The organism is Streptomyces sp. NPDC050528, from assembly GCF_044457795.1.
Classification (GTDB): Bacteria; Actinomycetota; Actinomycetes; order Streptomycetales; family Streptomycetaceae; genus Streptomyces.
This window is the reverse complement of record NZ_JBITHH010000026.1, coordinates 1-26,731: the sequence shown is the minus strand read 5'-3', so window position 1 is coordinate 26,731 and position 26,731 is coordinate 1. Positions and strand designations below refer to the sequence as shown.

The following is a 26,731-nucleotide window of genomic DNA, read 5'->3' as shown; positions in this document are numbered from 1 at the left end:
GTCAGGCGTTCCAGATCTTCGCGGCGTCGCGCTGCCAGTCGGTGAGGATGCTCCCGATCGACTTGGGCTTGGCCAGGAACTTGGTCAACGCGTTGTCGGCGGTGGGCTGGAGGGCGTCGCTGGAGTCCCGGTTGAAGAACTGGGTGATCTCGGTGGCCGCCGCGATGTGCTCGCGGCCCTTGGTGACCAGGGCCGTACCGGCGTCCTTCGCGGCGGGGTTGCAGGGCAGGACGGTGCCGGAGGAGCCCTTGATGTAGATCTCCTGGGCCTCGGCGGTCGCGAGGTACTTCATCAGGTCGATCACCTGGTCGCGCCGGCCGGTGCGGGCGCTGGCGAAGTAGCCGTCCGTGGGCGCCTCTTCGGCGAGCGGGACCTTCGGGTCGATGATCGGGAAGCGGAAGAAGTCGACGTCGGCGAGGGCGCTCTTGGGGGTCGCGTCGGCGAAGAAGGTGCCGATGAGCATCATGGCGCTGCGGCCGTTGAGCAGGGAGGTCGACGCGTCCTGGAAGGCGACGGCGGCGCCGTTCGGGTCGAAGTACGGGAGCACCTCCTGCCAGCGGTCGAAGACCTTGCGCACCTCGGGGTCGTCGAACCGGTGCTTCCCTGCGAGGAGTTGACGGTGGTACTCGGCGCCGTTGATGCGGATGTCGAGGTAGTCGAACCACGCCGACGCCACCCAAGCCGTGCCGCCGCCGGCTCCGAGCCCGATCGGGTTGACGCCCTTGCTCTTGAGCTTGTCGCACAGGTCGAGGAACTCGTCCCAGCTCTTGGGCTCGCTCACGCCCCACTTGGCGAAGTTGGACTTCCGGTAGAACATGCCCCACCAGTAGTAGGTGGTGGGCACGAAGACCTTCTTGCCCGAACTCGTGGACGTGCACAGCGAGTTGAGGGCCTTGGAGTAGTGCTTGAGGTCGGGCGACGAGGTCCATGCCTCGTCGAGGTCGAGCAGCAGGTTCTTCTTGGCGTACGCGTCCGCGACCGAGCCGGGGTACCAGGTGTACACGTCCGGCGGGTTGGCCGAGGTGAGGTACGTCGGCAGCTGGGTGCGGAAGGTCTCCGCGGCGACCGTGTTGAGGCTCGCCCGGTCGGAGCCCTTCTTGGCGTAGGCGGCGACGAGGTCCTCCATCGCGGCCTTGGCCTGCGGGGCTGAGAGGTTGGACTGGAGGGTCACCGCTCCCTTCGAGGAACTCTTGCTCGATGAGGTCGAGGTGACACAGCCGCTGAGCAGCGCCGCCGTCCCCGCGGCACCGAGTCCCGCGAGGAAGCGGCGTCGGTCTGGCTGGTGGTTCGTCATGGATGGCTCCCTGTGGATCCCGCGCGGATCCAGATGCACGCGGTTCCAGATTCACGTGGCGTCCCCACCACGTCAAGAATAATTACTAATTTAGTTGAACTGGGTCAGGTGCACGTAACCGTCGACTCCGCGGAACACCGCGTCGACCGCCCCGTCCGGCCCGGCCACCGCCCCGAGCGCACCGTCGAACGCCGCGCTGGGGAAAGCGAGTTGCTTGGTCCAGCCCTGCCACGCACCGTTCTCGTACCGCTGCTGCCAGAGCGTGTAGTCGGCGGCCCGCGCGTACAGCACCACGGCGTCCCCTACGGCGACCAGAGTCGGACTCCCGCTGACGGTCCCGCCGACCGACGCCCACGGCGACCACTCCCCCGACGCGTCCCGGGATCGCGTCCACACGTCGTCGGCCGCGCTGCGCACGGCGATCGTCACTCGCCCTTGAGCGTCCACGGCGGCGGAGGGCCGCCCGTACACCGCCTTGCTGCCGGGTGCGCCGAGCGAGGTCCAGCCGGTCGACGGACCGCGCTGCACGACCTGCCCGTCGGTACCCGTGGCGAACAGCGTCCAGTGCGCGGCGTCGGTGAACGCCACCGACGGCGCGTCGGCCACCCGGCCGCCCAGGCTCTGCCACGCGCCCCAGCGACCGCCGACGTAGACCCGCCGGTACACCCGGGAGTCGGCGCCGCGCACGAAGACATCGATCCGGCCGCCGGCCGAGGCGTAGGCGGCGGGCTGGCCGAGAATCTCGCCCTGCGTGGGACCGCCGAGGTCCCGCGTCCTGCCGTCGGATTGCTGGACGAGCGAGCCGTGCGCGCCGCGCAGGAAGGTGCTCAGCGAGTCACCGTCCCGTACGACAGCCGGACTTGCCGTGGCCTTCTGCCCCAGATTCGTACCGGGCAGGGCGTCCGCCCCGGTCAGCTTCAGGAGCGCGGTGCCGTGCGCGGGGACCTCTACGGTGTACGACCCCGTGTACGCGCCCCGGTCGGTACGAGCCCGCAGGTCCCGGACCTTGACCGACCCGCCGAGCCCGGCATCCGCGAACTGCACGGTGCGCAGGGCGGGTTGGTCGGACCGGTTGAGCAGGACGACCGCGCGTCGGCCGTCACCGGCGAGGACCTTGCTGTAGACATCGCCGACCGAATCGCTGGCCACGCGTACGCCCTGGACGGCGAGCGGATCCTGGTCGACGGCGATGATCTCCGGGTTGCGCAGGGTGGCGAGCATCGAGTCCGACAGGGTGCGCGGGTCGGAACCCAGGACGAGCGGCGAGCCCATCTCGGCCCACATCACGTACTGCGTGGTGGACTCCTCCTGCGTCAACTCCAGCGTGCCGTCGGTCATTTGACGCATGGGGATGAGGTAGTCCGGGTCGTTGTAGTGCCCGGGTCCCTGCGCCTCGGGGTGCCAGGCGTTCGCGTCCATGTTGCGCAGGATGTTGGGCCACTGGCCTGGGCTCGGGGTGCCCCAGGCGATGTCCGTGCCGGTGCGCCAGGAGTCGGCGATCGTCGGGCCGTAGACGTAGGTGTTGTGCGCGTCCTGCTCGGGGGTGTGCGGCAGGCCCCAGTCGTCGGTGAGCGGGTTGCAGAGGTTGAGCAGCATCTTGCGGCCGGACTTGGCGACCGCGTCGCTGAACTCCTTGAACGCCGGGCCCGGATCGAGCTTGGCCCCGATCCCGCACAGGAAGTCGACCTTGACGGCGTCGATCTTCCAGCCGGCGAACTGCCGTGCGTCCGCCTCGTAGTGGCCCCTGCTGCCGAGCCCACAGCTCTTGCCGCCGTCGTAGGTGCCGGCGTCGGTGTAGATGCCCGCCTTGAGGCCGCGCTTGTGCAGGTAGGAGACCAACGCGGGGATGCCGGACGGGAATCGGTCCGGGTTGGCGACCAACCGCCCTTGTGCATCACGCGGGTTGTCGGCCTGCCAGCCGCCGTCGAGCCACACGATGTCGTAACCGGCGTCCCGCAGACCGCTGTTGACCAGCTTGTCCGCGACGGAGCGCACTTGTTGCTCGGTGGGCGCGCCCAGGCCGTAGTAGGTGTTCCAGCCCATGTACGGCGTCGGCGCGAGACCGCTGTCGTAGGAGGCGGGTGCGCCCTGGTCGGCGCCGGTCTGCGCCGTGGCCACCGGAGCGGCGGTCGCCGCCAGTACGGTCGCGATGGCGACGACGGTGGCACGGCGCGTCCGTCTCGAAGCCGCGGGTGTGCGGACCTGCGGATGTGAAGTCACTTGCCTCTCCCGAGGGTTGGGAAGCAGGAGGACGTGACGCGGGCCGCACTGCGACAGGGGCTTCCGGCGTCACGGCGACGACTGTGGCGCGCGACCGAAACCCTGTCAATATTAATTCCTAATTTATTAGAACGCCGCATCAGGGGTTGACACAGCATCCCTCGCGTCACAGCCTTTGGCAACGTTGTCAGTGCCGCCGACGTTTGATGGGACATCACGCTCATGACAGATCAATCGGGTTCGCCACGCCCGTCGCGCCGCTCCGTGGTCACCACGGGTTCCACCTTGCTGGCGGGGTTCGGCCTCGGACTCCCGTTGCCCACGTCGGCCACCGCGGCTTCCTCCCCCGCCACACCCGGTGAACTCGCGCTGCACCGCCCCGTGTCCGTCTCCTCGACGGCCTACGCGCCGACCCCGGGTTCGTTCGTGGTGGACCGGCTCGGCTCGCCCGGTGTGCGCGGCAGCGGTTGGCGAGCGGCGGCGGGCGACCCGCAGTGGATCGCGATCGACCTGCAAGCCGCGTGCGAGGTCACGTCGATCCGCCTCACCTTCGAGGCCGACGCGAGCGACCCGGTGTTCACGCCGCCCACCACGGGCAACCCGGCCGACGGCACAACAGGCAAGGAGATCCAGTCCAGTTACTCGGTCGAGTACGTCGTCGAGACGTCGACCGACCACACGACCTGGACCAGCGTGTACCGCACCACGGCGGGCACGGGCGGCGTCGTGAACATCCAGCCCGCGCGCCCGGTCACCGCACGCTGGGTCCGGCTGACCTCGACCCGGCGCTCCAACCCCAACCCCCTCAGCCTCAACGGCTTCGAGGTCTACGGCACCGCCCGGGGACACCGCCCGTCGGCCACGGGCTGGACGGACTGGGGCACTCACTCCGGGCCGGCACCCAAGCTGACGGTGGCCGGGGACGGCACGGTTCCGGTGGAGTCGGGGTGGCGGCTGACGCTCGACGACTGGGCCGGCGCCGACGGCGCGAAGTTGTCGACGGCAGACGTCGACGCAAGCGGTTGGCTGCCTGCGACCGTCCCCGGCACGGTACTTGGCTCACTCGTGGACCAGGGCAAGCTGCCCGACCCCGTGGTCGGACTGAACAACCTCCACATCCCCGAGGCCCTGTCACGTCATTCGTGGTGGTACAGGCGGGAGTTCGAGCTGCCGCGCGGTCTGCGCACCGGTGCCGGGCGGCGGACCTGGTTGGAGTTCGACGGCATCAACCACACGGCCGACATCTGGCTCAACGGTCACCGAGTGGGCAGTCTCACCTACCCGTTCGCCCGCTCGGCCCACGACGTCACCGAGTTGCTCTCCACGGGCGGAGCGAACGCGCTCGCCGTGAAGATCACGCCCATGCCGGTACCCGGCAGCCCCGGCGACAAGGGCCCCGCCGGCGAGTCCTGGGTGGACGCCGGTGCCAACCAGATGAACCTCAACTCCCCCACCTACCTGGCCTCTTCGGGCTGGGACTGGATGCCGGCGGTACGCGACCGGGCCGCCGGCATCTGGAACCACGTCCGGCTGAGAACGACCGGCCAGGTCGTGATCGGCGATCCGCGGGTCGACACCGTGCTGCCGAACCTGCCCCAGGTGTCGGTCGCCGAGCTGACGATCGTCGTCCCGGTCCGCAACGCCGACACCGCCGACCACAGGACGACCGTCTCGGCGGCCTTCGACAACGTGCGGGTCAGCAAGGTCGTCACCGTCCCGGCGGGCGAGAGCGTCGACGTCACGTTCACGCCGGACGCCTTCGGTCAACTGCGGCTGCACGAGCCGGAGTTGTGGTGGCCCAACGGATTGGGTGATCCCGCCCTGCACAAGCTCACGATCACCGCAGCGGTCGACGGTTCCGAGAGCGACCGCCGCACCACTCGGTTCGGCATCCGGCAGTTCGGCTACGCGTACGAAGTGCCGCTGCCGTTCGCCAACTCCGGTGACGCGTATACCCAGTCGGTGACCTTCGACCGGCAACAGGCTCGGTACGTTCGCATCAAATGCCTTACCAGGGCCTCCGGTTGGGGCTACTCCCTGTGGACCCTCGCCGTACGCGACAGCACGCGGACCGCCACCGACCTGGCCCTGCACGCGCAGGCCGACGCTTCGAGTACGGATGGGGACGACCACGCCGCCGGCAATGTGACCGACGGTGATCCCGGCACGCGCTGGTCCTCCGCCTACGAGGACGACCAGTGGATCCGGGTCGACCTGGGGTCGGTCCAGTCCTTCGACGGGGTCGACCTGGTCTGGGAACAAGCGTATGCGAAGAGCTACTTGGTGCAGGTCTCCTCCGACAACGCCACCTGGACCGATGCCGCGTCGGTGGACAACAGCGCGGTTCCGCTGCCCTTCAACAACGGCAACGCGAGCCTGCAAGTCGAGGATTTCGCCGCCCGGACCGCGCGCTACCTCCGTATCAACTGCGGTTTGCGCAATACCAGTTGGGGCAACTCCTTGTGGTCCCTCGGCGTCGTCGACAGCACCGCGCCCGCGACCGACCTGGCCCTGCACCAGAAGACCACCGCATCCACCGAGGACCCCGACCACCCGGCCGCACACGCCACCGACGGTGACACGAACACCCGTTGGTCCTCCGAGTACGAGGATCACCAGTGGATCCAGGTCGACCTCGGAGCCTCGAAACGTTTCGACCGGGTCGCCATCCTCTGGGAGTCGGCGTACCCGAAGACCTATGTGATCCAGGTGTCGGACGACGCGGACACGTGGACCGATGTGAAGTCGGTGTCCAACACCCCCGACCCGTTGCAGATCAGCGTGAACGGGGTGCGGGTGCTGGCCCGGGGCGGTAACTGGGGCTGGGACGAGCTGTTGCGCCGGATGCCGCCGGAGCGGATGGACGCGGCCGTGCGGATGCACCGCGACATGAACTTCACCATGATCCGCAACTGGGTGGGCACGTCCGACCGGGAGGAGTTCTTCGCCGCGTGCGACGAGCACGGGATCCTGGTGTGGAACGATTTCCCCAACGCGTGGGGCATGGACCCGCCGGACCACGACGCCTTCAACTCGATCGCCCGGGACACCGTGCTGCGCTCCCGCATCCACCCCAGCGTGGTCATCTGGTGCGGCGCCAACGAGGGGAACCCGCCCGCCGCCATCGACCAGGGCATGCGCGAGGCCGTGGAGGGACAGGCCCCCGGCATCCTCTACCAGAACAACTCGGCCGGCGGCATCATCACCGGCGGCGGACCGTACGGCTGGGTGGAACCGGAGAAGTACTTCGACCCAACCACCTACGGCAGCAAGGACTTTGGCTTCCACACGGAGATCGGCATGCCCGTCGTCTCCACCGCCGCCAGTATGCGGAACATGACGGGCGACGAGCCCGAGTGGCCCATTCGCGGTGCCTGGTACTACCACGACTGGAGCGAGCGCGGGAACCAGGCACCGCAGACGTACAAGGCGGCCGTAGAAGCGCGTCTCGGAACGGCCACCGGTCTCGATGACTTCGCGCTCAAGGCGCAGTTCGTCAACTACGAGAACACGCGCGCCATGTTCGAGGCGTGGAACGCGAACCTCTGGGACAACGCCAGCGGTCTGATGCTGTGGATGTCCCACCCCGCGTGGCACAGCACGGTCTGGCAGACCTACGACTACGACTTCGACGTCAACGGCACGTATTACGGCGCCCGTTCGGCCTGTGAGCCCCTGCATGTCCAGGCCGATCCCGAGGGGCAGGTCATCGCGGTCAACCACACGCGCGACGGCCTCAAGAATGCCGTGATATCGGCGCAGTTGATCGATCTGACGGGTCGTCGGCTCAGTCGGGACAAGAGCGCCCGGCTGGACGTGGCGCCGGCCGCGACCACGAAGGCGTTCACCGCCGCCTGGACCGACGACCTGCCGGACCTGCATCTCCTGCGCCTGACGCTGACCGGCGGCGACGGCCGGGTCCTGTCGCGCAACACGTACTGGCGCTATCGCACGCCGGCCGCCATGCAGGGACTGGGCAAGGCGCCGCGGACGAAGGTCTCCGCGACGCTCGGGCGCGTGTCCCGTTCCGGGACCCGGACCGAACTGACCGCCACCGTCCGCAATGACGGTCCGGCCGTCGCCGCGATGGTCCGTCTCTCGCTGAAGAACGGCGCGACCGGTCATCGCGTGCTGCCGACGCTGTACAGCCACAACTACCTGTGGCTGCTGCCCGGCGAATCCCAGAGCGTCACCTTGTCGTGGCCGAGCCGGGTCCTGACCTCAGGACGTCCGCTCTTGGAGGTGGAGGCGTACAACAGCCGCCCCGCAACGGCGAGTTAGTCCCGGGATTTCCAGGTATCGGTCCGTCAGGACGCCTCCACCGCCGTCTTGATGCGTTGCCCGAACGCGGGCGCGTCCTTGCGGGCCGCGCCCAGGGCGAAGCCCACCAGGAGCTTGCCGACGCCGTGGCCTTCCAGGACGTTGAAGATCCGTACCCGGGTCGTGCCCGGGCCGGTGGATTCGAGGTCGTAGCCGCCCTCGGTCGCCGTCACGATGTTCTTGGAGGCCTCGGTCCAGCGGATGCGGTGCGGGGCGTCGTATTCGGTGATCCGGAATTTCCGGCCCGTCTTCATGCCGGCGTCCTTGACCGTGCTCGTGAAGATGGTGCCCACGGCCGTCGGGCCCGCCGGAGTCTTGGTGATCTCCTGGACCCTCGGGCTGAACTTGGGGTCGTTCGTGCCCTCCGCGAGGAAGGCGAAGACCTCCTCGACGGGGCGGTTGATCTCGGCTGTCGTCTCGAACTGACCGGCCATGATTCCTCCTGCGCTGCGGTTGGAGTTTTGGCTGGATGCGTGCTGATGTGCCGAGCATCGTCAGCCTATCGGCGCGGCTCCGTCCGTGCTCCCTGTCGGAGATCTCGCCGGTTCCAGGGCACTGAAACCGCTGTGAAACCGTGCTGAATGCGCCCTGCCACAAGCTCTGCGGCATGACGACAACGACCCATGAACTCGCGATCTCGGCCACCGGGCTGCGCAAGGCCTACGGGGACAAGACGGTGCTCGACGGCATCGACCTGGCCGTGCCGGCCGGCAGCGTCTTCTCCCTGCTCGGTCCGAACGGCGCCGGCAAGACCACCGCCGTCAAGATCCTCTCGACGCTCATCTCCTCCGACGCCGGCGAGCTGCGGGTCGGCGGTCACGACCTGGCCACCGACGCGCACGCCGTACGGGCCGCGATCGGTGTCACCGGGCAGTTCTCCGCCGTCGACGGCCTGATCACCGGCGAGGAGAACATGCTCCTCATGGCGGACCTGCACCACCTGTCCAAGCAGGAGGGACGGCGGGTCGCCGCCGAACTCCTGGAGCGCTTCGACCTCACCGACGCGGCGAAGAAGCCCGCCTCCACCTACTCCGGCGGTATGAAGCGCCGCCTCGACCTCGCCATGACCCTGGTCGGCGACCCGCGGATCATCTTCCTCGACGAACCGACCACCGGTCTCGACCCCCGCAGCCGCCACAACATGTGGGGCATCATCCGGCAGTTGGTCTCCGGCGGTACGACCGTCTTCCTCACCACCCAGTACCTGGACGAGGCCGATGAACTCGCGGACCACATCGCGGTGTTGAACGACGGCAAGCTCGTCGCCGAGGGCAGCGCCGAGGAGTTGAAGCGACTGGTGCCCGGTGGACACGTACGGCTCCGCTTCACCGACCCGGACGCCTACCAGTTCGCCGCGGCGGCCCTGCGTGAGGTCACCCGGTTCGACGAGACGCTCTCGCTGCAGGTCCCCAGCGGCGGCAGCCAGCGTGAACTGCGCGCCATTCTCGACTGGTTGGACGCCGCCGACATCGAGGCGGACGAGCTGACCGTGCACACCCCCGACCTCGACGACGTGTTCTTCGCCCTCACCGGCGGCGCGAAGGTCCCCCACCAGTCCAGCGAGTCCAACCAGCCCAAGGAGAACGTCCGATGAGCACCCTCTCCCTCGCCGTGCGCGACTCGTCCACGATGCTGCGCCGCAACCTGCTGCACGTCCGGCGCTACCCCTCCATGACCCTGAACCTGCTGCTCACGCCGATCATGCTGTTGCTGCTCTTCGTCTACGTCTTCGGCAACGTGATGAGCGCGGGCATCGGTGGCGGTGGCGCCGACCGCTCCGACTACATCGCCTATCTCGTCCCGGGCCTCCTGGTGATGACCATCGGCAGCACCGTGATCGGAGCGGCGATCTCCGTCTCCATGGACATGACCGAGGGCCTGATCGCCCGCTTCCGCACGATGGCGGTCTACCGGGGTTCCGTCCTCATCGGGCACGTCGTCGGCAGTGTGCTGCAGGTGCTGGCCAGCCTGGTCCTCGTCGGTGCCGTCGCCGTGGCCATCGGTTTCCGGTCCACGGACGCCACGGTCCTGGAGTGGCTGGCGGCGTTCGGACTGCTCGTGCTGTTCGCCCTGGCGCTCACCTGGATCGCGGTCGGGATGGGCATGGCGAGCCCGAACCCCGAGGCCGCGAGCAACATGGCGACGCCGCTGATCCTCCTCCCGCTGATTTCGAGCGCGTTCACTCCGGCGGACACCATGCCGGGCTGGTTCCGGCCGATCGCCGAGTACCAGCCCTTCACTCCGGTCATCGAGACCCTGCGCGGCCTGCTCCTCGGCACCGAGATCGGCAACAACGGGTGGATCGCGCTCGCCTGGTGCGTCGGCCTCACCGTGCTCGGCTACCGCTGGTCGACCTCACAGTTCAACCGCGCCCTGAAGTAAGCGCCATGGCAACACGTGCCGCCTCCCGCAACTCGTCCCGCTCCAGGGCGGCGTACTCCGACACCGCGTCGGCGTACGCCGCCCTGTCGGCGTCCTGGGCCGCCCGCCGGGCGCGGTCCGCCGACATGGTCGGCTGGAAGTCGCGCAGCACCCGCAGCCGTTCGGCCAGCGCGATCATCCGTACGGCGGAGGCGTCGCCGGACACGAGCCCCGCCACGCCGAGGGCGTGCAACGCCGTCCCGAACACGGGGAGTTCCATCGGCGACCGCTCCGGGCCGGAGAGCAGGGCCCGCAGCCGCTGTCGCAGGCGGTCTACCACCTCCGCGACCAGCCCGAGCCGGCCGGCGTACGCGTGTGCCGTCACCGCCGCCGACTGGACCTGCAGCAGCCACCGGTCGTAGAAGGGGTCGTCGCTGTCCGGCGAACCGGCCTCGTGCATCCGCTCCACGTTGCGCCGCCACAGACCGAGCCCGACCTCCGTCAGCCCGCGCGAGAGCGCGATCTCGGCGCGGCCGCCGAAGTCGGGGCTGTAGAGGTCGTCCTTCTGCACGGGGTTGCGGCTCTCCGCCTGCCGCAGCCAGGACTCGGCCTCGTCCGGGTCACCGCGCTGCAGACACGCGAGGACCAGACCCCAGCGGACGCCGATGGAGTCGTGCTCGTCGCCGAGCCGCGGCAGCGCCGCGAGCGCCGCCGTGAGGTGCTCGTACGCCGCCTCGCCCTGCTCCGTCTGCAGGCACAGCTCGCTCATCCGGGCATGCCCCATGACCTGCAGGAAGGGGTGGTCGACCGGCGCCAGCGCCTCGATGCTCCGCCGTGCCGAGGCGAGCGAGCGGTCGATGTCGTGCTCGAACTCCCAGACATAGGTGGCGACGCACTCGGCGATGCCGGCGAGCAGCGGCTGCCCACTGTCGCAGAGCTTCCGCAGCACTTCGTAGTCCGGAGGCAGCATCTCGGGCACTGCGCCGAGCACTGCCGAGATGGCGCGCAGCAGGGTGTCCGGCGGCGCCGCGGGCAGCCGCCGGAGGGTGACGAGCTGGCGTACGACCTGCGGGCCGTAGCCCATGAACAGGCTCGCCGTGCACAACACCGCGGCGGCGCGGGCGACTTCGACGTACTCGGGCTCGGGGTAGTAGTGCGACAACGGCGGGCCGGTGTCCGCGGCGAGGGCGGTGAGCCGGGGATAGCTGGAGCCGGTGGACCACAGGGCGGCGAGCACGGCGGTGAGAGCGGCGATGGTGGGACAGTCCGTCCGGGCCAGGGCATACCGCAACGCCAGTACAAGGTTGTCCTGCTCCCCCCGGATCCGCTCCCACGCGGCCCGAGGCTCCGACCCGAAGAACCAGTCGTGATGCACGACCCCGAACTCCCGCGCCCACAGGAGGAATTGGTCTACGGCCGCCTCGTCCTCGCCCGCCTCCGTGCGGCGGGCCGCGCTGAACTCCCGTACGGTCTCCAGCATTCGGAACCGCACACCGGCCGCGGTGTCGGCGACGGTGAGCAGCGACTGGTCGGCCAGCTGCTCCAGCAGGAGCAACGCGTCCTCGCCGAGGACCTGTTCGGCCGCCTCGCCGGAGAAGCCGCCGGGGAAGACGGACAGGGTGCGCAGGGCGGTCCTGGCGTCCTCGGCCAGCAGATTCCAGCTCCACTCGACGACCGCGTGCAGGGTGCGGTGCCGCTCCGGTACGTCCCGGGCCCCGCCGCGCAGCAGCGCGAACCGGTCGCCGAGGCGGCGGGCAATGTCCGGAACCGACAACACCCGCACCCGTGCCGCCGCCAGCTCCACGGCGAGCGGCAGCCCGTCGAGGTGCCGGCACAGCTCGGCCACCGCGTCCGACGGCAGCTCCACCCCGCTCCGGGCGGCGCGAGCCCGCTGTGTGAACAGCTCGACGGAGGTGGCGAGTTGGAGCTCGGGCAGTGCGTAGACCGCCTCCGAGCTGAGACCCAGCGGGGACCGGCTGGTGGCGAGCACCCGCAGGTCCTTGGAGGAGGAGACCAGGGCCTGGACGAGGTCGGCGGCGCCCCGGATGACCTGCTCGCAGTTGTCGAGGACCAACAGCGCGGGCCCCGAGCCGAGCACGCCGAGGATGCCGGCCACCGGGTCGCCCGTCGCGGGCCCGTTCATGGCACCGGCGCCGAGCGCGGACGCGACCTCCGCGACCACGTCCGCGTCCTCGGTGACACCGGCGAGCGGCACGAAGTACACCAGGCGCTGCTCGGCCCGGCGGCTGACGGCGTACGCGAGCCGGGTCTTGCCGAGACCTCCGGGTCCTACGACGGTGACGGCGCGCGAGGAGCGGAGCAGCCCTTCGACCGCCGCGACGTCCTCGTCCCGGCCGAGCAACGGGTTCGGCTCGTGCGGCACCCCGTGCCGGGCCACCGGCGCCTCGCCGCGCAGCAACTCCTGTTGTACGGCCTTGAGTCCGGGACCCGGGTCGGTGCCGAGTTCGTCGCGCAGCTCACGGCGGTACGCCTCGTACCGGGTCAGCGCGGCGGACGGACCGGCCGTCGCCGCCTCACCGCGCAGCAGCTCACCGAGCACCTCCTCGTCGCGCGGATGCGCTTCGGCGGCGGCGGCCAGCGGCGCGGCGGCCTCCGCGTGCCGTCCGAGGCGGGCGAGCGCGAGGGCCTGCGCGCGGACGAGCGTGTCGCGGACGGGGGCGCGTTCGGCGCGCAGCGCGGCCACCGGGTCGTCGGTGTCGACGCCCTGGTCGGGGGTGCCTTCCCACAGCGCGAGCCCGGCCTCGGCCTCGGCGAGTGATCCCGCGTGATCGCCGGCCCTGGCCCGGTCCGCGCTCGCGGCGGCGTGCAGCAGCAGGGCGGAGCTGTCGACCTGGTCCGCGGCGAGGGCGAGCCGGTATCCGGTCGGCGTGCTGACGATGAGGTCCGCGCCGAGCTGCGACCGTGCCCTGGACACGAGGACCTGGAGCGCCTTCCCCGGCCGCTCCGGCAGCTCGTCCGGCCACAGCCCTTCCACCAGCCGCTCGGTGCTGCAGCCGGTGCGCAGGTCGCCCGCGAGCAGGGCGAGGAGACCGCGGAGACGCGGCGCGGTGACCTCCTGTCTTCGATGGGCGACACGCGGCAGCAGGGTCAGGTCAACAGTCACCCGTGCAGATTAACCAAGGTCCCGCCGCCGCTTCCCTACTCGGCAGCAGATCGATCACGTGCGAGGGCGTGAAGATCCCTTCCCAGACGCGCGAGCGGGGACAGTGCCATCACCACCGGGGACAGCACCATGCCCCCGGCCGCCACCAGGAGGCTGGTGCGCAGTCCCCACTCCTGCGCGAGGAGTCCGCCGAACAGTGAGCCCAGCGGCGCCGTCCCCATGCCGGCGACATTGATCGTCGCGGCCGAACGCCCCTGCATTCCGTGGGGAGTTACGGCCTGCCGGACGGCCATGACCGTGACGTTCACCAGCTGTCCGCTGACCCCGAACACGAAGTTGACCGCCAGAAGTACGGGCATCGTCGCCGCGGACGATCCGTGCAGCGTGGGCACACACAGGAACACACCGTCGCCGAGTGCCGCCGCGCCCACGATCACCCTGCCGTATCCGAACCGGCCCGGCAGCCGCGCGGCCAGCAGCGCGCCGACGAGCGCACCGGGACCGGTCGCCGCGAGTGCCAGGCCGACGGCAGTGCCGGACAGCTGCAACTCCCGTGGGAGAAAGAGCAGATAGACGGTCATCATCGCCGCGAAGAAGAACTGGAAGGCGGCAGCGGCAAGACATACGGCCCGCAGCAGGGAGTCGCCGACGACGAAACGCAGTCCGTCGAGGATCCGCCGTCCTACGCGAGGGGAATCTTCCGGGCGCGCCGGGACGGTTTCGGTGTGGCGGATACGTCGGACCGACAGGAACGACAGCGCGAAGAACAACGCGCTGGAGGCGACGGCGACCGGCGCCGACAGCAGGGTCACCAGCGCGCCGCCGAGGGCGGGCCCACCGATCTGCGCGGCGGACCGGCTGCCCTCCAACACGCTGTTGCCCCGTACCAGCTGATCCTGTGTCACCAGCCGTACGAGAGAGGCCTGGTAGGCCATGTCGAAGAACACGGAGAGGACTCCGGCGGCGAAGACCACCACGAACAGGGCGGGCAGACCGAGCCAGTTGAGCACTCCGGCGACGACGGCGGCGCCCAGCACCAGGGTCCGGCCGGCGTCCGCCACCACCATCACGGTGCGCGTCCGCCGTTTGTCCACCCACGCGCCGACGAAGAGCGAGAGCAGCAGGATCGGCGCCTGCTCCACGGCGCGCAGGACGCCCAGCTGTCCGGCACCGATACCGAGCGTCAGAACGGCGAAGAGCGGCAGGACCACCAGGCTTGCCTGTTCGCCGAGTTGGGAGGCGGTCTGCCCCAGCCAGAGCCTGCGGAAGTCGCGGTCGCGCCACAGGCTCGGCGGAACGGGTACAGAGGAGGAAGTGGACGGCACGGGAACCCTTTGAGTCGCCGACAACGAGACCCGCGAACCGGCGCGCGAAGGACGCGCCCGTGGTTCGAGCGGGGAGAGGAAGGCTCGCTGTGCCGCAGCATCATCAAAGGCGGCACGCGATGACGGGCCGATCTCGGCCTATGCCGTCAACGCGCGCCCGGGCGACCGGGCATCTCTGGGCTCCAACTTCTGGGCGGTCACTGGCGGTTGGGACAGTAGCTTTTGGGGGCCTGGCGCGAAAGCCAATTGCCGTCCGCCGCGGAGCACATCGCTCACCCGGCGCTCAGGAACCGCAGTACCGCCAGCACCCGGCGGTGGTCGCTGTCGACCGACGGCAGATCGAGTTTCGTGAAGATGCTGTTGATGTGCTTGGCCACCGCGCTGTCGCTGACGACGAGTTGGCGGGCGATGCCGGAGTTGGAGCGTCCCTCGGCCATCAGGGCCAGCACCTCGTGCTCGCGCGGGGTCAGCCGGTCGAGTGGGTCGCTGGCGCGTCGTAGCAGGAGTTGGGCCACGACTTCGGGATCCAGGACCGTGCCGCCCGCCTCGACGCGTCGGAGCGCGTCGATGAAGTCCTCGACGTCGGCGACGCGTTGCTTGAGCAGATAGCCGACGCCGCCGGTGTTCGTCGTCAACAGGTCGGCCGCGTACCGCTCTTCGACGTACTGGGAGAGCAGCAGCACGGCTGTGGCGGGCCACTCGCGGCGGATCACCAGGGCCGCGCGCACACCCTCGTCGGACTGGGCGGGTGGCATACGGACGTCCACGACGGCGACGGCGGGGCGGTGTTCGGCGACGGCGGCGAGCAGGGCGCCGGCGTCACCGGCTTCGGCGGCGACCTCGTAGCCCGCCATCTCCACCACTTTGACCAGGCCGATCCTGAGCAGGACCGAGTCCTCGGCGATCACGGCGAGACGGCGCACGGCAACTCCACGGTGATGACGGTCGGACCTCCGACAGGGCTGCTGATCGCGAACGCGCCGTCCACGGAAGCCGCCCTGCGGGCGAGTCCGGCCAGGCCGGAGCCGTGGGCGGGGTCGGCACCGCCGGGACCGTCGTCCGCGACGGTGACCCGGAGCCTACCGTCGTGGATCTCGACGGTGACGTCCGCCCGGGTGGCCTCGGGGGCGTGCTTGGTGATGTTGGCCAGCGCCTCGGAGACGGTGAAGTAGGCGACCGCCTCGACGGTCGGGGCGAGGCGCCGGGGCACGTCGACGCGCAGCCGCACCGGGAGCGGGCCGCGCGCGGCGATACCGGACAGCGCCGCGTCGAGACCCCGGTCGTCCAGGACGGCCGGATGCAGGCCCCGTACAAGGTTGTTGAGCTCGTCGATCGCTTCCTTGGCCTCCCGATGGGCCTCGTCGATGACCTGTCGTGCCTCGTCGGGCAGGTCGGTGAGTGTGGCTCTGGCGATACCGAGGTTCACGGCGAGGGAGACCAGGCGTTGTTGTGCCCCGTCGTGCAAGTCCCGTTCTATGCGCCTGCGTTCGGCGTCGGCCGCGTCCACCGCTCCGGCCCGGCTCTCGGTGAGGTCCTCGACCCGACGCGCGAGTTGTTCGGTGCGGCTGGGGCCCAGCAGGGCCACGGCGGCGCGGGTGTCGAGGCGGACGAGGACGGGAGTGAACCACGCGGCGATCAACAGGGCAGCGATTCCGGACATGTTGATGTACACCGCCTCCGTGGAAGTCTCCAGAAACTTCAGCTGCTGCCCCGGCGGCAGACCCCACATCCACACCAGGGCGGTCCCCGCGAAGGCGCCCCAGCCCCACAGCGCGGCGGTGACGGCCGTCCCGCACAACATCGACGGTCCGACCAGCAGGTGATAGGTGACCTGTCGCCAAGTCGCCCCGACACGAAGCCAGTTCACCGCTCGACGGAACGTGGGCCTGCGCTGCGCGACGGGGAGCCGCGGTATGTCGACCCCCGCCAGCGAGGCGAACCTGCGGCGCTGGACGGCGGTCAGCGCCCCGGCGACGTAGACGATCACCAACAGCGGTGCGTAGACGGCCAGTTGGATCTCCAGTACGCCATTGGGGTCGCGGATGAACAGCCACGGTTCCGTCATCAGCACGAGTGGCAGCAACTGCAGCGGTGCGCCGGCGAGGTTGAAGACCGTCGCGCGGCCCACGCGTGCGAAGGCGCCGCGCAGCGCGGTGAGAAGGCCCATGAGCACACCGTAGAACGCGGGCGGACCTGCGGAACATACAGCTGGCTTCCGCTTCGGGCTGTACCCAGCACCACCCCCAGGTCGGAAATCCACGCTACTGACCTGGGAGTTCATCCCGAGAAGCCTTGTCCGCATGACAACGACACCCTGCTGGACCTGGTCCGCCCGTGTGCTCACGGCCGCCGGACTGGCGCTGATCCCCTGGCTCTTCGTGCTGTCACGGGTGGCGGGCGCCCACCCCGTCGCATGGATCGGCCTGGACACGATGGAGGCGATAGGCCTGGTCGGCACGGGCCTGTTACTGGCCCGCCGCGACCGACGGCGGGTCGCCGTGGCTCCGGCGACGGCGGTCCTGCTGGCGGTCGACGCCTGGTTCGACATACTGACCGCCGACCCCGGCGCGGTCCTCGCGGCGGTCCTGATGGCTGCATGCCTCGAACTGCCGCTCGCCGCACTGTGCACGGCGGTGGCACGGAATGCCCTGCGCGCACTGCCGCCGCAATTGCCGAACTAGGCTCCCTGGCATGCCTGGTCCAACGTTGGTGATCGAGTTGGCGGAGCCACTCGCACGCGGATGAGCCCGAGGTGGAGGCCCTCCTCGGCTTCAGGCCGACCCATGCCGTCGATGTCAGCGCCGGCTGCGATCGCGGGCTCGACCATGTGACCACGGCCTTGCTGACCGCCGCCGTCATGGACGTCATCGGGGGCGTGGCCAACGCCGAGCTGCTGGACGGACAGGCGTCAGTGGTCGCCGGTCTTCCGGGGGTGTTGGGGGTCGTGGACGACCGGCGGATCGCGCTGGGGTCGGCGGAATTCCTGCGGGCCTGGGTCCGGCACCCCGCCTTCAGGCTGGTCAAGTAGCCCGGCTGGAAGCTCGCCCGCTCGCGGCGTCGTACGGCATCGCACCCCTCCCCCGAGCTCCGCAACGATGCGGATTTACTAAGGCAGCTTTATAAAGTAGCCTTAGTACATGAACGACGATCTGGACCCCGAGGCGGTCGCCTCAGCCCTGCTCGCGGGGATCGGTGTGCTGGTGCGGCGGGCCCGGCAGGTGCCCGTCGAGGGTGGGCTGACGATGCCCGAGCGGAGTGCCCTGGCGCGGCTGGACCGTGCGGGTCCCACGACCTCGTCCGCGTTGGCCCGGGAGGCGCAGATCACCGCGCAGGCCATGGGGGCGACGCTCAACACGCTGCGGACCCGTGGTCTGGTCGAGCGGCGGCCGGACCCGGACGACGGGCGGCGCGTGGTGCTGACGGTGACCGACGCCGGACGGCAGGCGCTGAAGGACAAGCGCAACGGGCGGGTCGAACTCCTCGCCCGGGCCCTGACCGGCGGGGCGTTCACCCCGAGGGAACTGGAGCAACTCGCGGCAGCCGCACCGCTGTTGGAGCGCTTGGCCCAGAACATCTGACGGCGACGGAGCCACGAGGAAGCAGGCCGATGACAGACCCTCCCAAGGAACGCGCCCCGCGCCGTGCGACCGCCGACGACCGATACAAGTGGACCGCGCTGACGAACACGACCGCCGCGGTCTTCATGTCCGCGCTGGACGGTTCCATCGTGCTGATCGCGCTGCCGGCGATCTTCCGGGGCGTCCACCTGGATCCGCTCGCGCCGGGCAACATCGCGTATCTGCTGTGGATGATCATGGGGTACCGGCTGGTCCAGGCCGTCCTGGTGGTCACGGTGGGGCGCCTCGGCGACATGTACGGCCGGGTCCGGATCTACAACTCCGGGTTCGCGGTCTTCACTTTCGCCTCGATCCTGCTCTCCTTCGACCCCTTCGACGGCGGCCACGGCGCGATGTGGCTGATCGCCTGGCGGTTGCTCCAGGCCGTCGGCGGCTCGATGCTGACCGCGAACTCCGCCGCGATCCTGACCGACGCCTTCCCCGAGGAACAGCGCGGCTTCGCCCTCGGCATCAACCAAGTCGCCGCGCTGGGCGGCATGTTCATCGGTCTCGTCGCCGGTGGTCTGCTGTCGGCCTGGGACTGGCGCGCGGTGTTCTGGGTCAACGTGCCCGTCGGCGTGTTCTTCACGGTGTGGGCCTACCGCACCCTGCGCGAGACCGCCAAGCGCGACGGCGGCCGCATCGACTGGTGGGGCAACATCACCTTCGCGGTGGGCCTCAGCGCGTCCCTGATCGCGATCACCGCGGGCCTCCAGCCCTACGGCGGTCACACCATGGGCTGGACCAATCCCCTGGTCGACGTACTGATCGCCGGCGGGCTGCTCCTCCTGGCCGCGTTCGTCGTCATCGAGAACCGCGTCTCCGCGCCGATGATCCAGCTGAGCCTGTTCCGTCAACGGGCCTTCACCTTCGGCAACTTGGCGGGCCTGGCCATCTCGATCGGCCGGGGCGGCATGCAGTTCGTGCTGATCATCTGGCTACAGGGCATCTGGCTCCCGCTGCACGGCTACGACTACGGCGACACCCCGCTGTGGGCCGGCATCTTCATGCTCCCGCTGACCGCGGGCTTCCTTGCGGCGGGCCCGGTCTCCGGGTATCTGTCGGACCGCCTCGGTTCGCGGGGTCTCGCCACCGGCGGCGCGGCACTGTTCGGCGCCAGCTTCCTGGGCCTGATGTGCCTGCCGATCGACTTCAGTTACTGGATCTTCGCCCTGCTGATCGCGCTCAACGGGATAGCCAGCGGGATGTTCGCCTCCCCCAACTCCTCCTCGATCATGGGCAGTGTGCCCGCACGGCTGCGCGGTGTCGCCTCCGGCATGCGCGCCACCTTCCAGAACTCCGGCACCGCCGTCTCCATCGGCGTGTTCTTCTCCCTGATGATCGCCGGGCTGGCCAGAACCCTCCCGGCCAGCCTCACCACCGGGCTCCAACAGCAGGGCGTACCGGCCCACTTGGCGACCCAGGTGGCCGGACTGCCCCCGGTCTCCTCGCTGTTCGCCGCGCAGTTGGGCGTCAACCCGATCCAGCATCTGCTCCAGCCCAGCGGCGTCCTGACCCGTCTGACGGGGGCGCAGCAACGCACGCTCACCGGCAGCGAGTTCTTCCCGAGCCTGATATCCGGGCCGTTCCACTCGGGTCTGGTCGTCGTGTTCGCCTTCGGCGCCGCTCTCGCCTTCCTCGCCGCGATCGCGTCCCTGCTGCGCGGCACCGGCACCCGCCCCACGGTCAAGACGCCGGGACCGCGCAGGACCACCCCCGGCAACGCCCTCGCACGACCGGACAAGTACGCCGACGGCTGAGATCACCTCATCCCGAGCCTGGCGACCAGCCACCGTCCACGACATCACAAGCCGCCCATAGGAGCGCCAACTTCCATGCCACTCAGCACCGTCGACCCCACAGCCGCGCTTGTCGTGGTCGACCTCCAGAAGGGCATCGTCTCGGCCCTCACCGACACCCCGGTCACCACCGCCGTCCAGCAGGCGACCCACCTGGTCACCGAGTTCCGGCGGCACGGCCTCCCCGTGGTCCTGGTCAACGTCACCGCACGCGCGCCGGGACGTACCGACACCGGACGGTCCGCCAACGCCCTTGCGCTGCCCGCCGGTTGGGCCGACCTCATCGACGAACTCGACGTGCGGCCGACCGATCACCTGATCACCAAGCGGCGGCGCAGCGCGTTCCACGACACCGGACTCGACACGCTCCTGCGGGACTTGGGAGTCACGCAGGTCGTGCTCGCCGGGATCGCGACCAGCTCGGGCGTCGAGTCGACGGCGCGCTCGGCCTCCGACCACGGCTATCACGTCGTCCTGGCCACCGACGCCATGGGCGATCCCGACGCCGAGGCGCATCGGCACAGCGTCGAGCGTGTCTTCCCCAAGCTCGGTGAGACCGCGACCACCGCCGAGGTCGTCGACATGATGGAGGCGACGCGATGACCCTGCTCGGCCGACTTCTGCACAACCGCAGGGCAGGCGAGACCCACACGGCCTGGAACCTGCCCAACCTCCAGGGCCCCGACCAACTCACCCTCACCAGCCGGGACTTCGGCGACGGCGACACCATGCCGCTGAAGAACTGCGCGAAGCAGATCGGCGGCGACGACCTCTCCCCCGAGCTGGCCTGGTCCGCGCTCCCGCCCGGTACCGCACAACTCCTCCTGGTCGTCGAGGACATCGACGTCCCCATCCCCAAGCCCGCCGTGCACTGCCTCGCCCTGATCGACCCGGCCGCCGGACAGCTGGAGCCCGGCGCCCTGTCCGCGCGGCAGCCCGGTCCCGGGGTGCGGGTGCTCCGGTCCACCGTCGGCCGGGGCTATCACGGTCCCGCGCCCATCAAGGGCCACGGACCGCACCGCTACGTCTTCGAGCTGTTCGCCCTCTCGGCTGCCGTCGACAGTGCCTCCGGTGCCACGCCCTTGGACCGGGCCAGGCCCCGCGCCCTGCTGCCCACCATCACGGCGTCCGTCCTCGGCCGCGGCCGGCTGACCGGCGTCTACGAACGCTGACTTCGGGCGCGACCCGTGGCCGTATCAGTCGACGACCGGTACGGACGGCGCGTCGGGCGGCATGTTGAACGGGGTGACCACCTGGATCGCCGAGGGCAGTGACGGGCCGTCGTCGGGGAGGGCCTTGTGGGCGCGCATGATGATCTGGCAGGCGCGGCGCATGTCCTGGCGGAGGTCGTGGTGGAGGACCGCGGACAGGCGGCGCTCGCGCAGCAGGCGGGTGTTGTCGTGGTCGAGGTCGTGGGCGATGAACACCGCGCACTCCCGGCCCAGCGCGTCGAAGGCGTCGAGGGTGGCGAGGTTGCCGCCGCCCGCGGAGTAGACGGCGATGATGTCCTCGTCCCGCTTGAGCGCCTCCAGGACGAGGTCGTGCTGGGTGGCGTCCAGGCCGTCGCTGTCGGTGACCTCCACGAGGGAGCGCCTCGGGTCGGCAAGCCGCATCGCGCTGCGGAACCCCATCTCGCGCTCCTCCTCGCCGCGGAAGGAGCCCCGGCTGATGGTCGTCAGCACATTGCCGGGCCGCTTGCCCAGCCACTGGCCGAGGAGGTAGGCGGCGGTGCCGCCGGCCGCGCGGTTGTCGATGCCGACGTAGGCCAGGCGGGCGCTGTGCGGCAGGTCGGTCACGAGGGTGACGACGGGGATGCCGGCCGCGACCATCCGGCCGACGGCGGCGGCGATCTCCGGTTCGTCGGGGGCCTTGAGGATCACGCCCTGCGTGCCGCGCTTCGCGATCCGGTCCAGGGTGCCGATGAGTTCGGCGGGCGGACAGGTCTCACGGAAGTGGAAGCGTGAGCGGACCAACGCGGGGTGCAGGGACGGCAGTTCGGCTTCGAGTGCGTCCCGTACGGCGGTGGAGAACCGCTCCGGCGTCTGCATCACGATGTCGATCATGAAGGTGCGGCCGCCGAGCCGGACCTGGCTCTGCTGGCGGTCCAGGTCCTTGATGGCTTCCTGCACCTCCCTGATGGTGCTCTCCGTGACGTTGCCCCGCTGATTGAGGACGCGGTCGACGGTGGCCGTGCTCAGCCCGGCCTGACGGGCGATTTCCCTGATCGGGTACTGATGTCGCATGAGTGATCCCCCAGACCGATGATGCACTTTTGATGTAGCGGTAAGCATTGAATGATGGGTTTGGGTTATCAAGACTGGCAGAAACGCCGTGACAGCGAAAGGACCCGGATGTCTCCCATAACCGCAGGGACGCGGACTTGGTTGACCGAGGCGGACTGCGACCTCGACGCGTTCCGCTCACTCGTGGAGCAGAGCACCGACCCCGCCGACCATCCCTCGGCCGAGCGGATCGAGCAGAACGTCCCGCTCTACGACAGCGCCCGGCTCCGCGAACTCGCGGCCACCGCCGAGGGCCGCCGGGACGTACAGAGCGAACTGGTGCGCGCGCTGCTCGACGGACCCGGCATCGTCGTCCTCAAGGGCGCCTTCCCGGACGAGGCGGTCGTGGACCGGGCGTCCGACGCCTTCCGCGCGCTGATCGAGGAGGAGCGCGCGAGCGGCGCGGCCCGCGGCGACCACTTCGCCAAGCCCGGCGCGAACGACCGCGTGTGGAACGCCTTGGACAAGATTGCCGTACGGGCGCCCGAGGCGTTCGCCGACTACTACGCCAACGACGTCCTGGAGCTGATCTCGGAGGCCTGGCTCGGCCCCGCCTACCAGGTCACCTCGCAGCTCAACGTGGTCAACCCGGGCGGCGCGGCGCAGAGCGTGCACCGCGACTACCACCTCGGTTTCCTCACCCAGGAGCAGGCGGCGGCCTATCCGGCGCACGTCCACCGGCTCTCGCCGACGCTGACCCTGCAGGGCGCGGTGGCCCACGTCGACATGCCCGTCGAGTCCGGTCCGACCCTCTATCTGCCGCACTCGCAGAAGTTCGAGCCCGGCTATCTCGCCTGGCGGCTCCCGCAGTTCGTCGAGTACTTCGAGACGCACCACGTGCAGCTGCCGTTGGAGAAGGGCGACGCGGTGTTCTTCAACCCGGCGCTGTTCCACGCCGCCGGCCACAACCGCTCGGCCGACATCAAGCGCATGGCCAATCTGCTGCAGATCTCCTCCGCCTTCGGCCGTGCCATGGAGACGGTGGACCGCGAGGCGATGTCGAACGCGCTGTTCCCGGTGCTGCTGAGCCGCAAGGCCGAGGGCGTGACCGAGGACTGGCTGCGCCGGGTGATCGCCGCGACCGCCGAGGGCTACCCCTTCCCCACGAACCTCGACCTCGACCCGCCGGTGGCCGGTCTCGCCCCGCCCTCGCAGGCGGACACCCTGCGCCAGGCCGTCGCCGAGGAGTGGGCCCCCGAGAAACTGCGCGACGAACTGCAGGCCGCAGCCAAGCGCCGCCAGAGCTGAAAAGGACACATCACACTCATGGGACTGCTTGAGGACAGAGTCGTCCTCGTCAACGGCGGCAGCCAAGGCGTCGGAGCCGGTGTCGTACGGGCCGCCGTAGCCGAAGGCGCGACCGTCGTCTTCACCGGGCGGCGGGCCGAGGTCGGCGAGAAGCTGGCCGCGGACACCGGCGCGCTCTTCGTGCGCGCGGACCTCTCCGATCCGGCGCAGGCACGCGACAGCGTTGTCCATGCGGTCGAGGCGCACGGGCGCGTCGACTGTCTCGTCAACGCGGCGGGGCTGACGTCACGCGGCTCGCTGTTGGACACCACGCCGGAACTGTTCGACCAGCACATGGCGATCAACCTGAAGGCGCCGTTCTTCGCGATGCAGGCGGCCGTGGCCGACATGACGGCACGCAAGGCACCGGGCACGATCGTCAACATCGGCTCCAACTGCGCCCACGGCGGGCCGCCTTATCTGGCCCCGTACTCCGCGGCCAAGGCCGGTCTCGCGGGCCTGACCCGCAATGCGGCGCACGCGCACCGCTTCGACCGGATCCGGATCAACACCGTCAACATCGGGTGGACGGACACCGAGGGCGAGGACGCCACGCAGCGCGCCTTCCACGGCGCGGGCGACGACTGGCGGGAGCAGGCCGCCAAGTCCCAGCCGATGGGCAAGCTCGGGCAGGTCGACGAGATCGCCGAGTTCGTCGTGTTCCTGCTCTCGGACCGCAGCGGTGTGGTGACCGGCTCGGTCGTCGACTGGGACCAGAACGTCTTCGGCGGCCAGGACTGAGCCGCACGCCGGCAGAAGGAGTTCGATGCTCATGCGTATAGGCATCCTGGGACTGGGGCGCATCGGCGCCTTCCACGCGGAGACCCTCGTCGGTCTCGACGCCGTGGACTCCCTGGTGGTCGCCGACCCGGTGGCCGGGGCCGTGGCCTCGGCCACCGAACGTTTCGGGGCCGTCCCCGCCGACTCCCCCGAGGCCCTGCTGGCCGCCGGGGTCGACGGCGTCGTGATCGCCGCCGCGACCGACGTGCACCCCCAGCTCATCGTCGCCGCCGTGAAGGCGGGCGTTCCCGTGTTCTGCGAGAAGCCCGTCGCGCGCGGCGTCGAGGAGAGCCTGGAGGTGCTGCGCGCGGTGGAGGGCAGCGGCGTCGAGGTGCAGATCGGCTACAACCGGCGTTTCGACGCGGGCTGCGTCGCCGCGCGCCGGGCCGTGGTCAGCGGCGAACTCGGCGACCTGCACACCGTGCGGTCCACCACCCTCGACCCCGCACCGCCACCGGCCGCCTACGTGGCCGCCTCCGGCGGCATCTTCCGCGACTGCAGCGTGCACGACTTCGACATCGTGCGCTGGGTGACCGGCCGCGAGGTCGTCGAGGTGTACGCAACGGGTGGCAACCGGGGCGCGGAGTACATCCGTGCGGCGGGCGACGTCGACACCGCGTCCTCGCTGCTCACCCTCGACGACGGCTCCATCGCCGTCATCTCCAACTCCCGCCACAACGCCCGCGGTCACGACGTCCGCCTGGAACTCCACGGTATGAAGGACAGCATCGCGGTCGGCCTGGAGGACAAGCTCCCGCTGCGCTCCGTCGAACCGGGCGCGACCTTCCCGGCGGGAGTGCCGCACACCTTCTTCATGGACCGGTTCGCCGACGCCTACCGCGCCGAACTCACCGCGTTCACCGAGGTCGTGGCCGGCACCCGCCCCTCCCCCTGCACGGTCGCCGACGCCATCGAGGCGAGCCGGATCGCCGACGCGTGCACCCTCTCGCTCCACGAAAACCGTCCCGTACGACTCGACGAGGTGCGCAAGTGACAACGGACGAACCCCTGCGGATCGGCGTGCTGGGCGCGGCCCGGATCGCCGAACTGTCGATCGTCGGCCCGGCCAGGGCGGGCGGGCATCGCCTGGTCGCGGTGGCCGCCCGCGACCGCGCCCGCGCCGAGACCTTCGCCTCCACGCACGGAGTGGAGCGGGTGGTCGACTCCTACGCCGACCTCGTCGCCGACCCCGAGATCGAGGTCGTCTACAACCCGCTGGCCAACAGCCTCCACGCGCCGTGGAACCTGGCCGCGCTCCGGGCCGGCAAACACGTCCTCACCGAGAAGCCGTCGGCGAGCAACGCGGCTGAGGCGGCCGAGGTCCACGAGGCCGTCGCCAAGGCGGGCACGGTGTTCATGGAGGGCTTCCACTACCTGTTCCACCCGGTGATCCTGCGGCTCCACGAGCTGCTGGACAGCGGGGAGTTGGGCGAACTCCGGCACGTCGACACCATGGTCGCGATGCCCGCGCCCCCGGACAGCGACGTACGGTGGTCGCTCCCGCTGGCGGGCGGCGCACTGATGGACCTCGGCTGCTACAGCCTGCACGCCCAGCGCATGCTCGCCCCTTGGGCGGGCGGGGCACCCCGACTGGTCGCCGCACGCGGCGGCGAGAAGGCCGACGCCCCGGGGATCGACGAATGGCTGGACGCGGACCTGGAGTTCCCTGGCGGCGCCACGGGCAGCGCCCGCTGCCACATGGCCCACGACACCTGGCAGATGAGCTGCCGCGTCGTGGGTTCACGCGGCGAGGCCACGGTGGTCAACTTCGTGCAGCCCCACCTCGACGACCGGGTCGTCGTGCGTACGGCGACCGGTGAACGCACCGAGGAACTCGGTCGCCGCTCCTCGTACACGTATCAACTGGAGGCCTTCGCCGCCCACTTGAGGCACGGCGAGCCGCTGGCACTCGACGTCGACGACGCGCTGACCACGATGCGCCTCATCGACGACTGCTACCAGGCGGCAGGGTTCCCGATCCGGCCGCGCACGGTTCTTCCGGTCGGCTGACAAACAGCAGTTGGGGGCGGTACCGATTCGGTACCGCCCCCAACTGCTGTGTACGGCCTCCTGGTTCGAGACCCGACCGGGTCAGCCGGCCTTCAAGGTGACTTCTCCGGGGAGTTCCTGGACGTCGACGCCGCGGACCTGTGACAACTCGTGCTTGAGCGCGGCGAGTTCGGTGCCGCCGGCCATGTGGTTGGTCAGCTCCTCCAGCGTGATCTCACTGCGTTCGGCGGAGAGTTCCATGGTGCCCAGGCGCAGCACGCTGAAGTGGTCGCCGACCATGTAGGCGTGGTGCGGGTTGTGGGTGATGAAGAT

General features: G+C 70.0%; 20 protein-coding genes and 2 pseudogenes. 13 read left to right on the top strand and 9 right to left on the bottom strand.

Annotated elements, in window-relative coordinates; genetic code table 11:
• Position 1 precedes the first annotated feature (1 nt).
• A complete protein-coding gene (locus tag ACIBK4_RS49940) occupies positions 2–1,294 on the bottom strand; it encodes an ABC transporter substrate-binding protein (RefSeq protein WP_399006767.1) in 1,293 nt (430 codons plus the stop codon).
• 90 nt (positions 1,295–1,384) lie between these two features.
• Positions 1,385–3,514 carry a glycoside hydrolase family 27 protein gene (locus ACIBK4_RS49935; RefSeq protein WP_399006765.1) on the bottom strand — a complete coding sequence of 710 codons (2,130 nt, stop codon included), beginning with the start codon at positions 3,512–3,514 and terminating at the stop codon, positions 1,385–1,387.
• A gap of 222 nt (positions 3,515–3,736) precedes the next feature.
• On the opposite strand from ACIBK4_RS49935, the gene ACIBK4_RS49930 reads away from it, so the two are divergent.
• The gene (locus ACIBK4_RS49930; RefSeq protein ID WP_399006763.1) at positions 3,737–7,795 is read left to right on the top strand and encodes a discoidin domain-containing protein; all 4,059 of its coding nucleotides are present in this window, start codon (positions 3,737–3,739) and stop codon (positions 7,793–7,795) included.
• Positions 7,796–7,821: 26 nt separating this feature from the next.
• Here the strand turns inward: ACIBK4_RS49930 and ACIBK4_RS49925 are convergent, their stop codons facing one another.
• Positions 7,822–8,268, bottom strand: coding sequence for an SRPBCC family protein (locus tag ACIBK4_RS49925; RefSeq protein ID WP_399006761.1), 447 nt, complete (start codon positions 8,266–8,268; stop codon positions 7,822–7,824).
• Between the two features lie 173 nt (positions 8,269–8,441).
• Here ACIBK4_RS49925 and ACIBK4_RS49920 point away from each other — a divergent pair, with 173 nt between their 5' ends.
• Together ACIBK4_RS49920 and ACIBK4_RS49915 are read left to right on the top strand one after the other, a co-directional pair.
• Complete coding sequence (locus ACIBK4_RS49920) at positions 8,442–9,428, top strand: ATP-binding cassette domain-containing protein (RefSeq protein ID WP_399006759.1); 987 nt, start codon at positions 8,442–8,444, stop codon at positions 9,426–9,428.
• The gene (locus ACIBK4_RS49915) at positions 9,425–10,216 is read left to right on the top strand and encodes an ABC transporter permease (RefSeq protein WP_399006757.1); all 792 of its coding nucleotides are present in this window, start codon (positions 9,425–9,427) and stop codon (positions 10,214–10,216) included. Before ACIBK4_RS49920 ends, ACIBK4_RS49915 begins: the two co-directional genes overlap by 4 nt.
• On the opposite strand, the gene ACIBK4_RS49910 is transcribed toward ACIBK4_RS49915, so the two are convergent.
• The 4 genes from ACIBK4_RS49910 to ACIBK4_RS49895 form a co-directional block, all read right to left on the bottom strand.
• The gene (locus ACIBK4_RS49910) at positions 10,197–13,319 is read right to left on the bottom strand and encodes an ATP-binding protein (RefSeq protein WP_399006755.1); all 3,123 of its coding nucleotides are present in this window, start codon (positions 13,317–13,319) and stop codon (positions 10,197–10,199) included. The genes ACIBK4_RS49915 and ACIBK4_RS49910 overlap by 20 nt on opposite strands.
• Positions 13,320–13,354: 35 nt before the next feature.
• A complete protein-coding gene (locus ACIBK4_RS49905; RefSeq protein WP_399006753.1) occupies positions 13,355–14,644 on the bottom strand; it encodes an MFS transporter in 1,290 nt (429 codons plus the stop codon).
• A gap of 272 nt (positions 14,645–14,916) precedes the next feature.
• Positions 14,917–15,498 (bottom strand): LuxR C-terminal-related transcriptional regulator, encoded by a 582-nt coding sequence (locus ACIBK4_RS49900; protein ID WP_399006813.1) that lies wholly within the window; start codon positions 15,496–15,498, stop codon positions 14,917–14,919.
• A gap of 50 nt (positions 15,499–15,548) precedes the next feature.
• Positions 15,549–16,811, bottom strand: a complete 1,263-nt coding sequence (locus ACIBK4_RS49895; protein WP_399006751.1) for a sensor histidine kinase — start codon at positions 16,809–16,811, stop codon at positions 15,549–15,551.
• Positions 16,812–16,944: 133 nt separating this feature from the next.
• Between ACIBK4_RS49895 and ACIBK4_RS49890 the strand changes: the two genes are divergently transcribed.
• The 6 genes and pseudogenes from ACIBK4_RS49890 (at position 16,945) to ACIBK4_RS49865 (ending at position 21,232) form a co-directional block, all read left to right on the top strand.
• Positions 16,945–17,325 carry a hypothetical protein gene (locus ACIBK4_RS49890; protein ID WP_399006749.1) on the top strand — a complete coding sequence of 127 codons (381 nt, stop codon included), beginning with the start codon at positions 16,945–16,947 and terminating at the stop codon, positions 17,323–17,325.
• 50 nt (positions 17,326–17,375) lie between these two features.
• A pseudogene (locus ACIBK4_RS49885) lies at positions 17,376–17,672 on the top strand (DUF6368 family protein); the annotation flags it as partial.
• A gap of 109 nt (positions 17,673–17,781) precedes the next feature.
• Complete coding sequence (locus tag ACIBK4_RS49880) at positions 17,782–18,222, top strand: MarR family winged helix-turn-helix transcriptional regulator (RefSeq protein WP_399006747.1); 441 nt, start codon at positions 17,782–17,784, stop codon at positions 18,220–18,222.
• A 29-nt stretch (positions 18,223–18,251) separates the two neighbouring features.
• Positions 18,252–20,021, top strand: coding sequence for an MFS transporter (locus ACIBK4_RS49875; RefSeq protein WP_399006745.1), 1,770 nt, complete (start codon positions 18,252–18,254; stop codon positions 20,019–20,021).
• 75 nt (positions 20,022–20,096) lie between these two features.
• Positions 20,097–20,663 (top strand): cysteine hydrolase family protein, encoded by a 567-nt coding sequence (locus ACIBK4_RS49870; protein WP_399006743.1) that lies wholly within the window; start codon positions 20,097–20,099, stop codon positions 20,661–20,663.
• Entirely contained in the window at positions 20,660–21,232 is a 573-nt protein-coding gene (locus ACIBK4_RS49865) for a YbhB/YbcL family Raf kinase inhibitor-like protein (RefSeq protein WP_399006741.1), read from the top strand. The genes ACIBK4_RS49870 and ACIBK4_RS49865 overlap by 4 nt, the downstream gene beginning before the upstream one ends.
• Before the next feature lie 24 nt (positions 21,233–21,256).
• Here the strand turns inward: ACIBK4_RS49865 and ACIBK4_RS49860 are convergent, their stop codons facing one another.
• Positions 21,257–22,303: a LacI family DNA-binding transcriptional regulator gene (locus tag ACIBK4_RS49860; protein WP_399006739.1), complete on the bottom strand. Its 1,047-nt coding sequence runs from the start codon at positions 22,301–22,303 to the stop codon at positions 21,257–21,259.
• Positions 22,304–22,411: 108 nt separating this feature from the next.
• Here ACIBK4_RS49860 and ACIBK4_RS49855 point away from each other — a divergent pair, with 108 nt between their 5' ends.
• Genes ACIBK4_RS49855 through ACIBK4_RS49840 form a run of 4 tightly spaced genes read left to right on the top strand, consistent with a single transcriptional unit; the run spans position 22,412 to position 26,419 of the window.
• Complete coding sequence (locus ACIBK4_RS49855; RefSeq protein WP_399006737.1) at positions 22,412–23,590, top strand: phytanoyl-CoA dioxygenase family protein; 1,179 nt, start codon at positions 22,412–22,414, stop codon at positions 23,588–23,590.
• An 18-nt stretch (positions 23,591–23,608) separates the two neighbouring features.
• Complete coding sequence (locus ACIBK4_RS49850; RefSeq protein WP_399006735.1) at positions 23,609–24,370, top strand: SDR family oxidoreductase; 762 nt, start codon at positions 23,609–23,611, stop codon at positions 24,368–24,370.
• Between the two features lie 31 nt (positions 24,371–24,401).
• Entirely contained in the window at positions 24,402–25,403 is a 1,002-nt protein-coding gene (locus tag ACIBK4_RS49845; protein ID WP_399006733.1) for a Gfo/Idh/MocA family oxidoreductase, read from the top strand.
• Entirely contained in the window at positions 25,400–26,419 is a 1,020-nt protein-coding gene (locus tag ACIBK4_RS49840) for a Gfo/Idh/MocA family protein (RefSeq protein WP_399006731.1), read from the top strand. Before ACIBK4_RS49845 ends, ACIBK4_RS49840 begins: the two co-directional genes overlap by 4 nt.
• 81 nt (positions 26,420–26,500) lie before the next feature.
• Here ACIBK4_RS49840 and ACIBK4_RS49835 read toward each other — a convergent pair.
• A pseudogene (locus ACIBK4_RS49835) lies at positions 26,501–26,731 on the bottom strand (sugar ABC transporter ATP-binding protein); the annotation flags it as partial.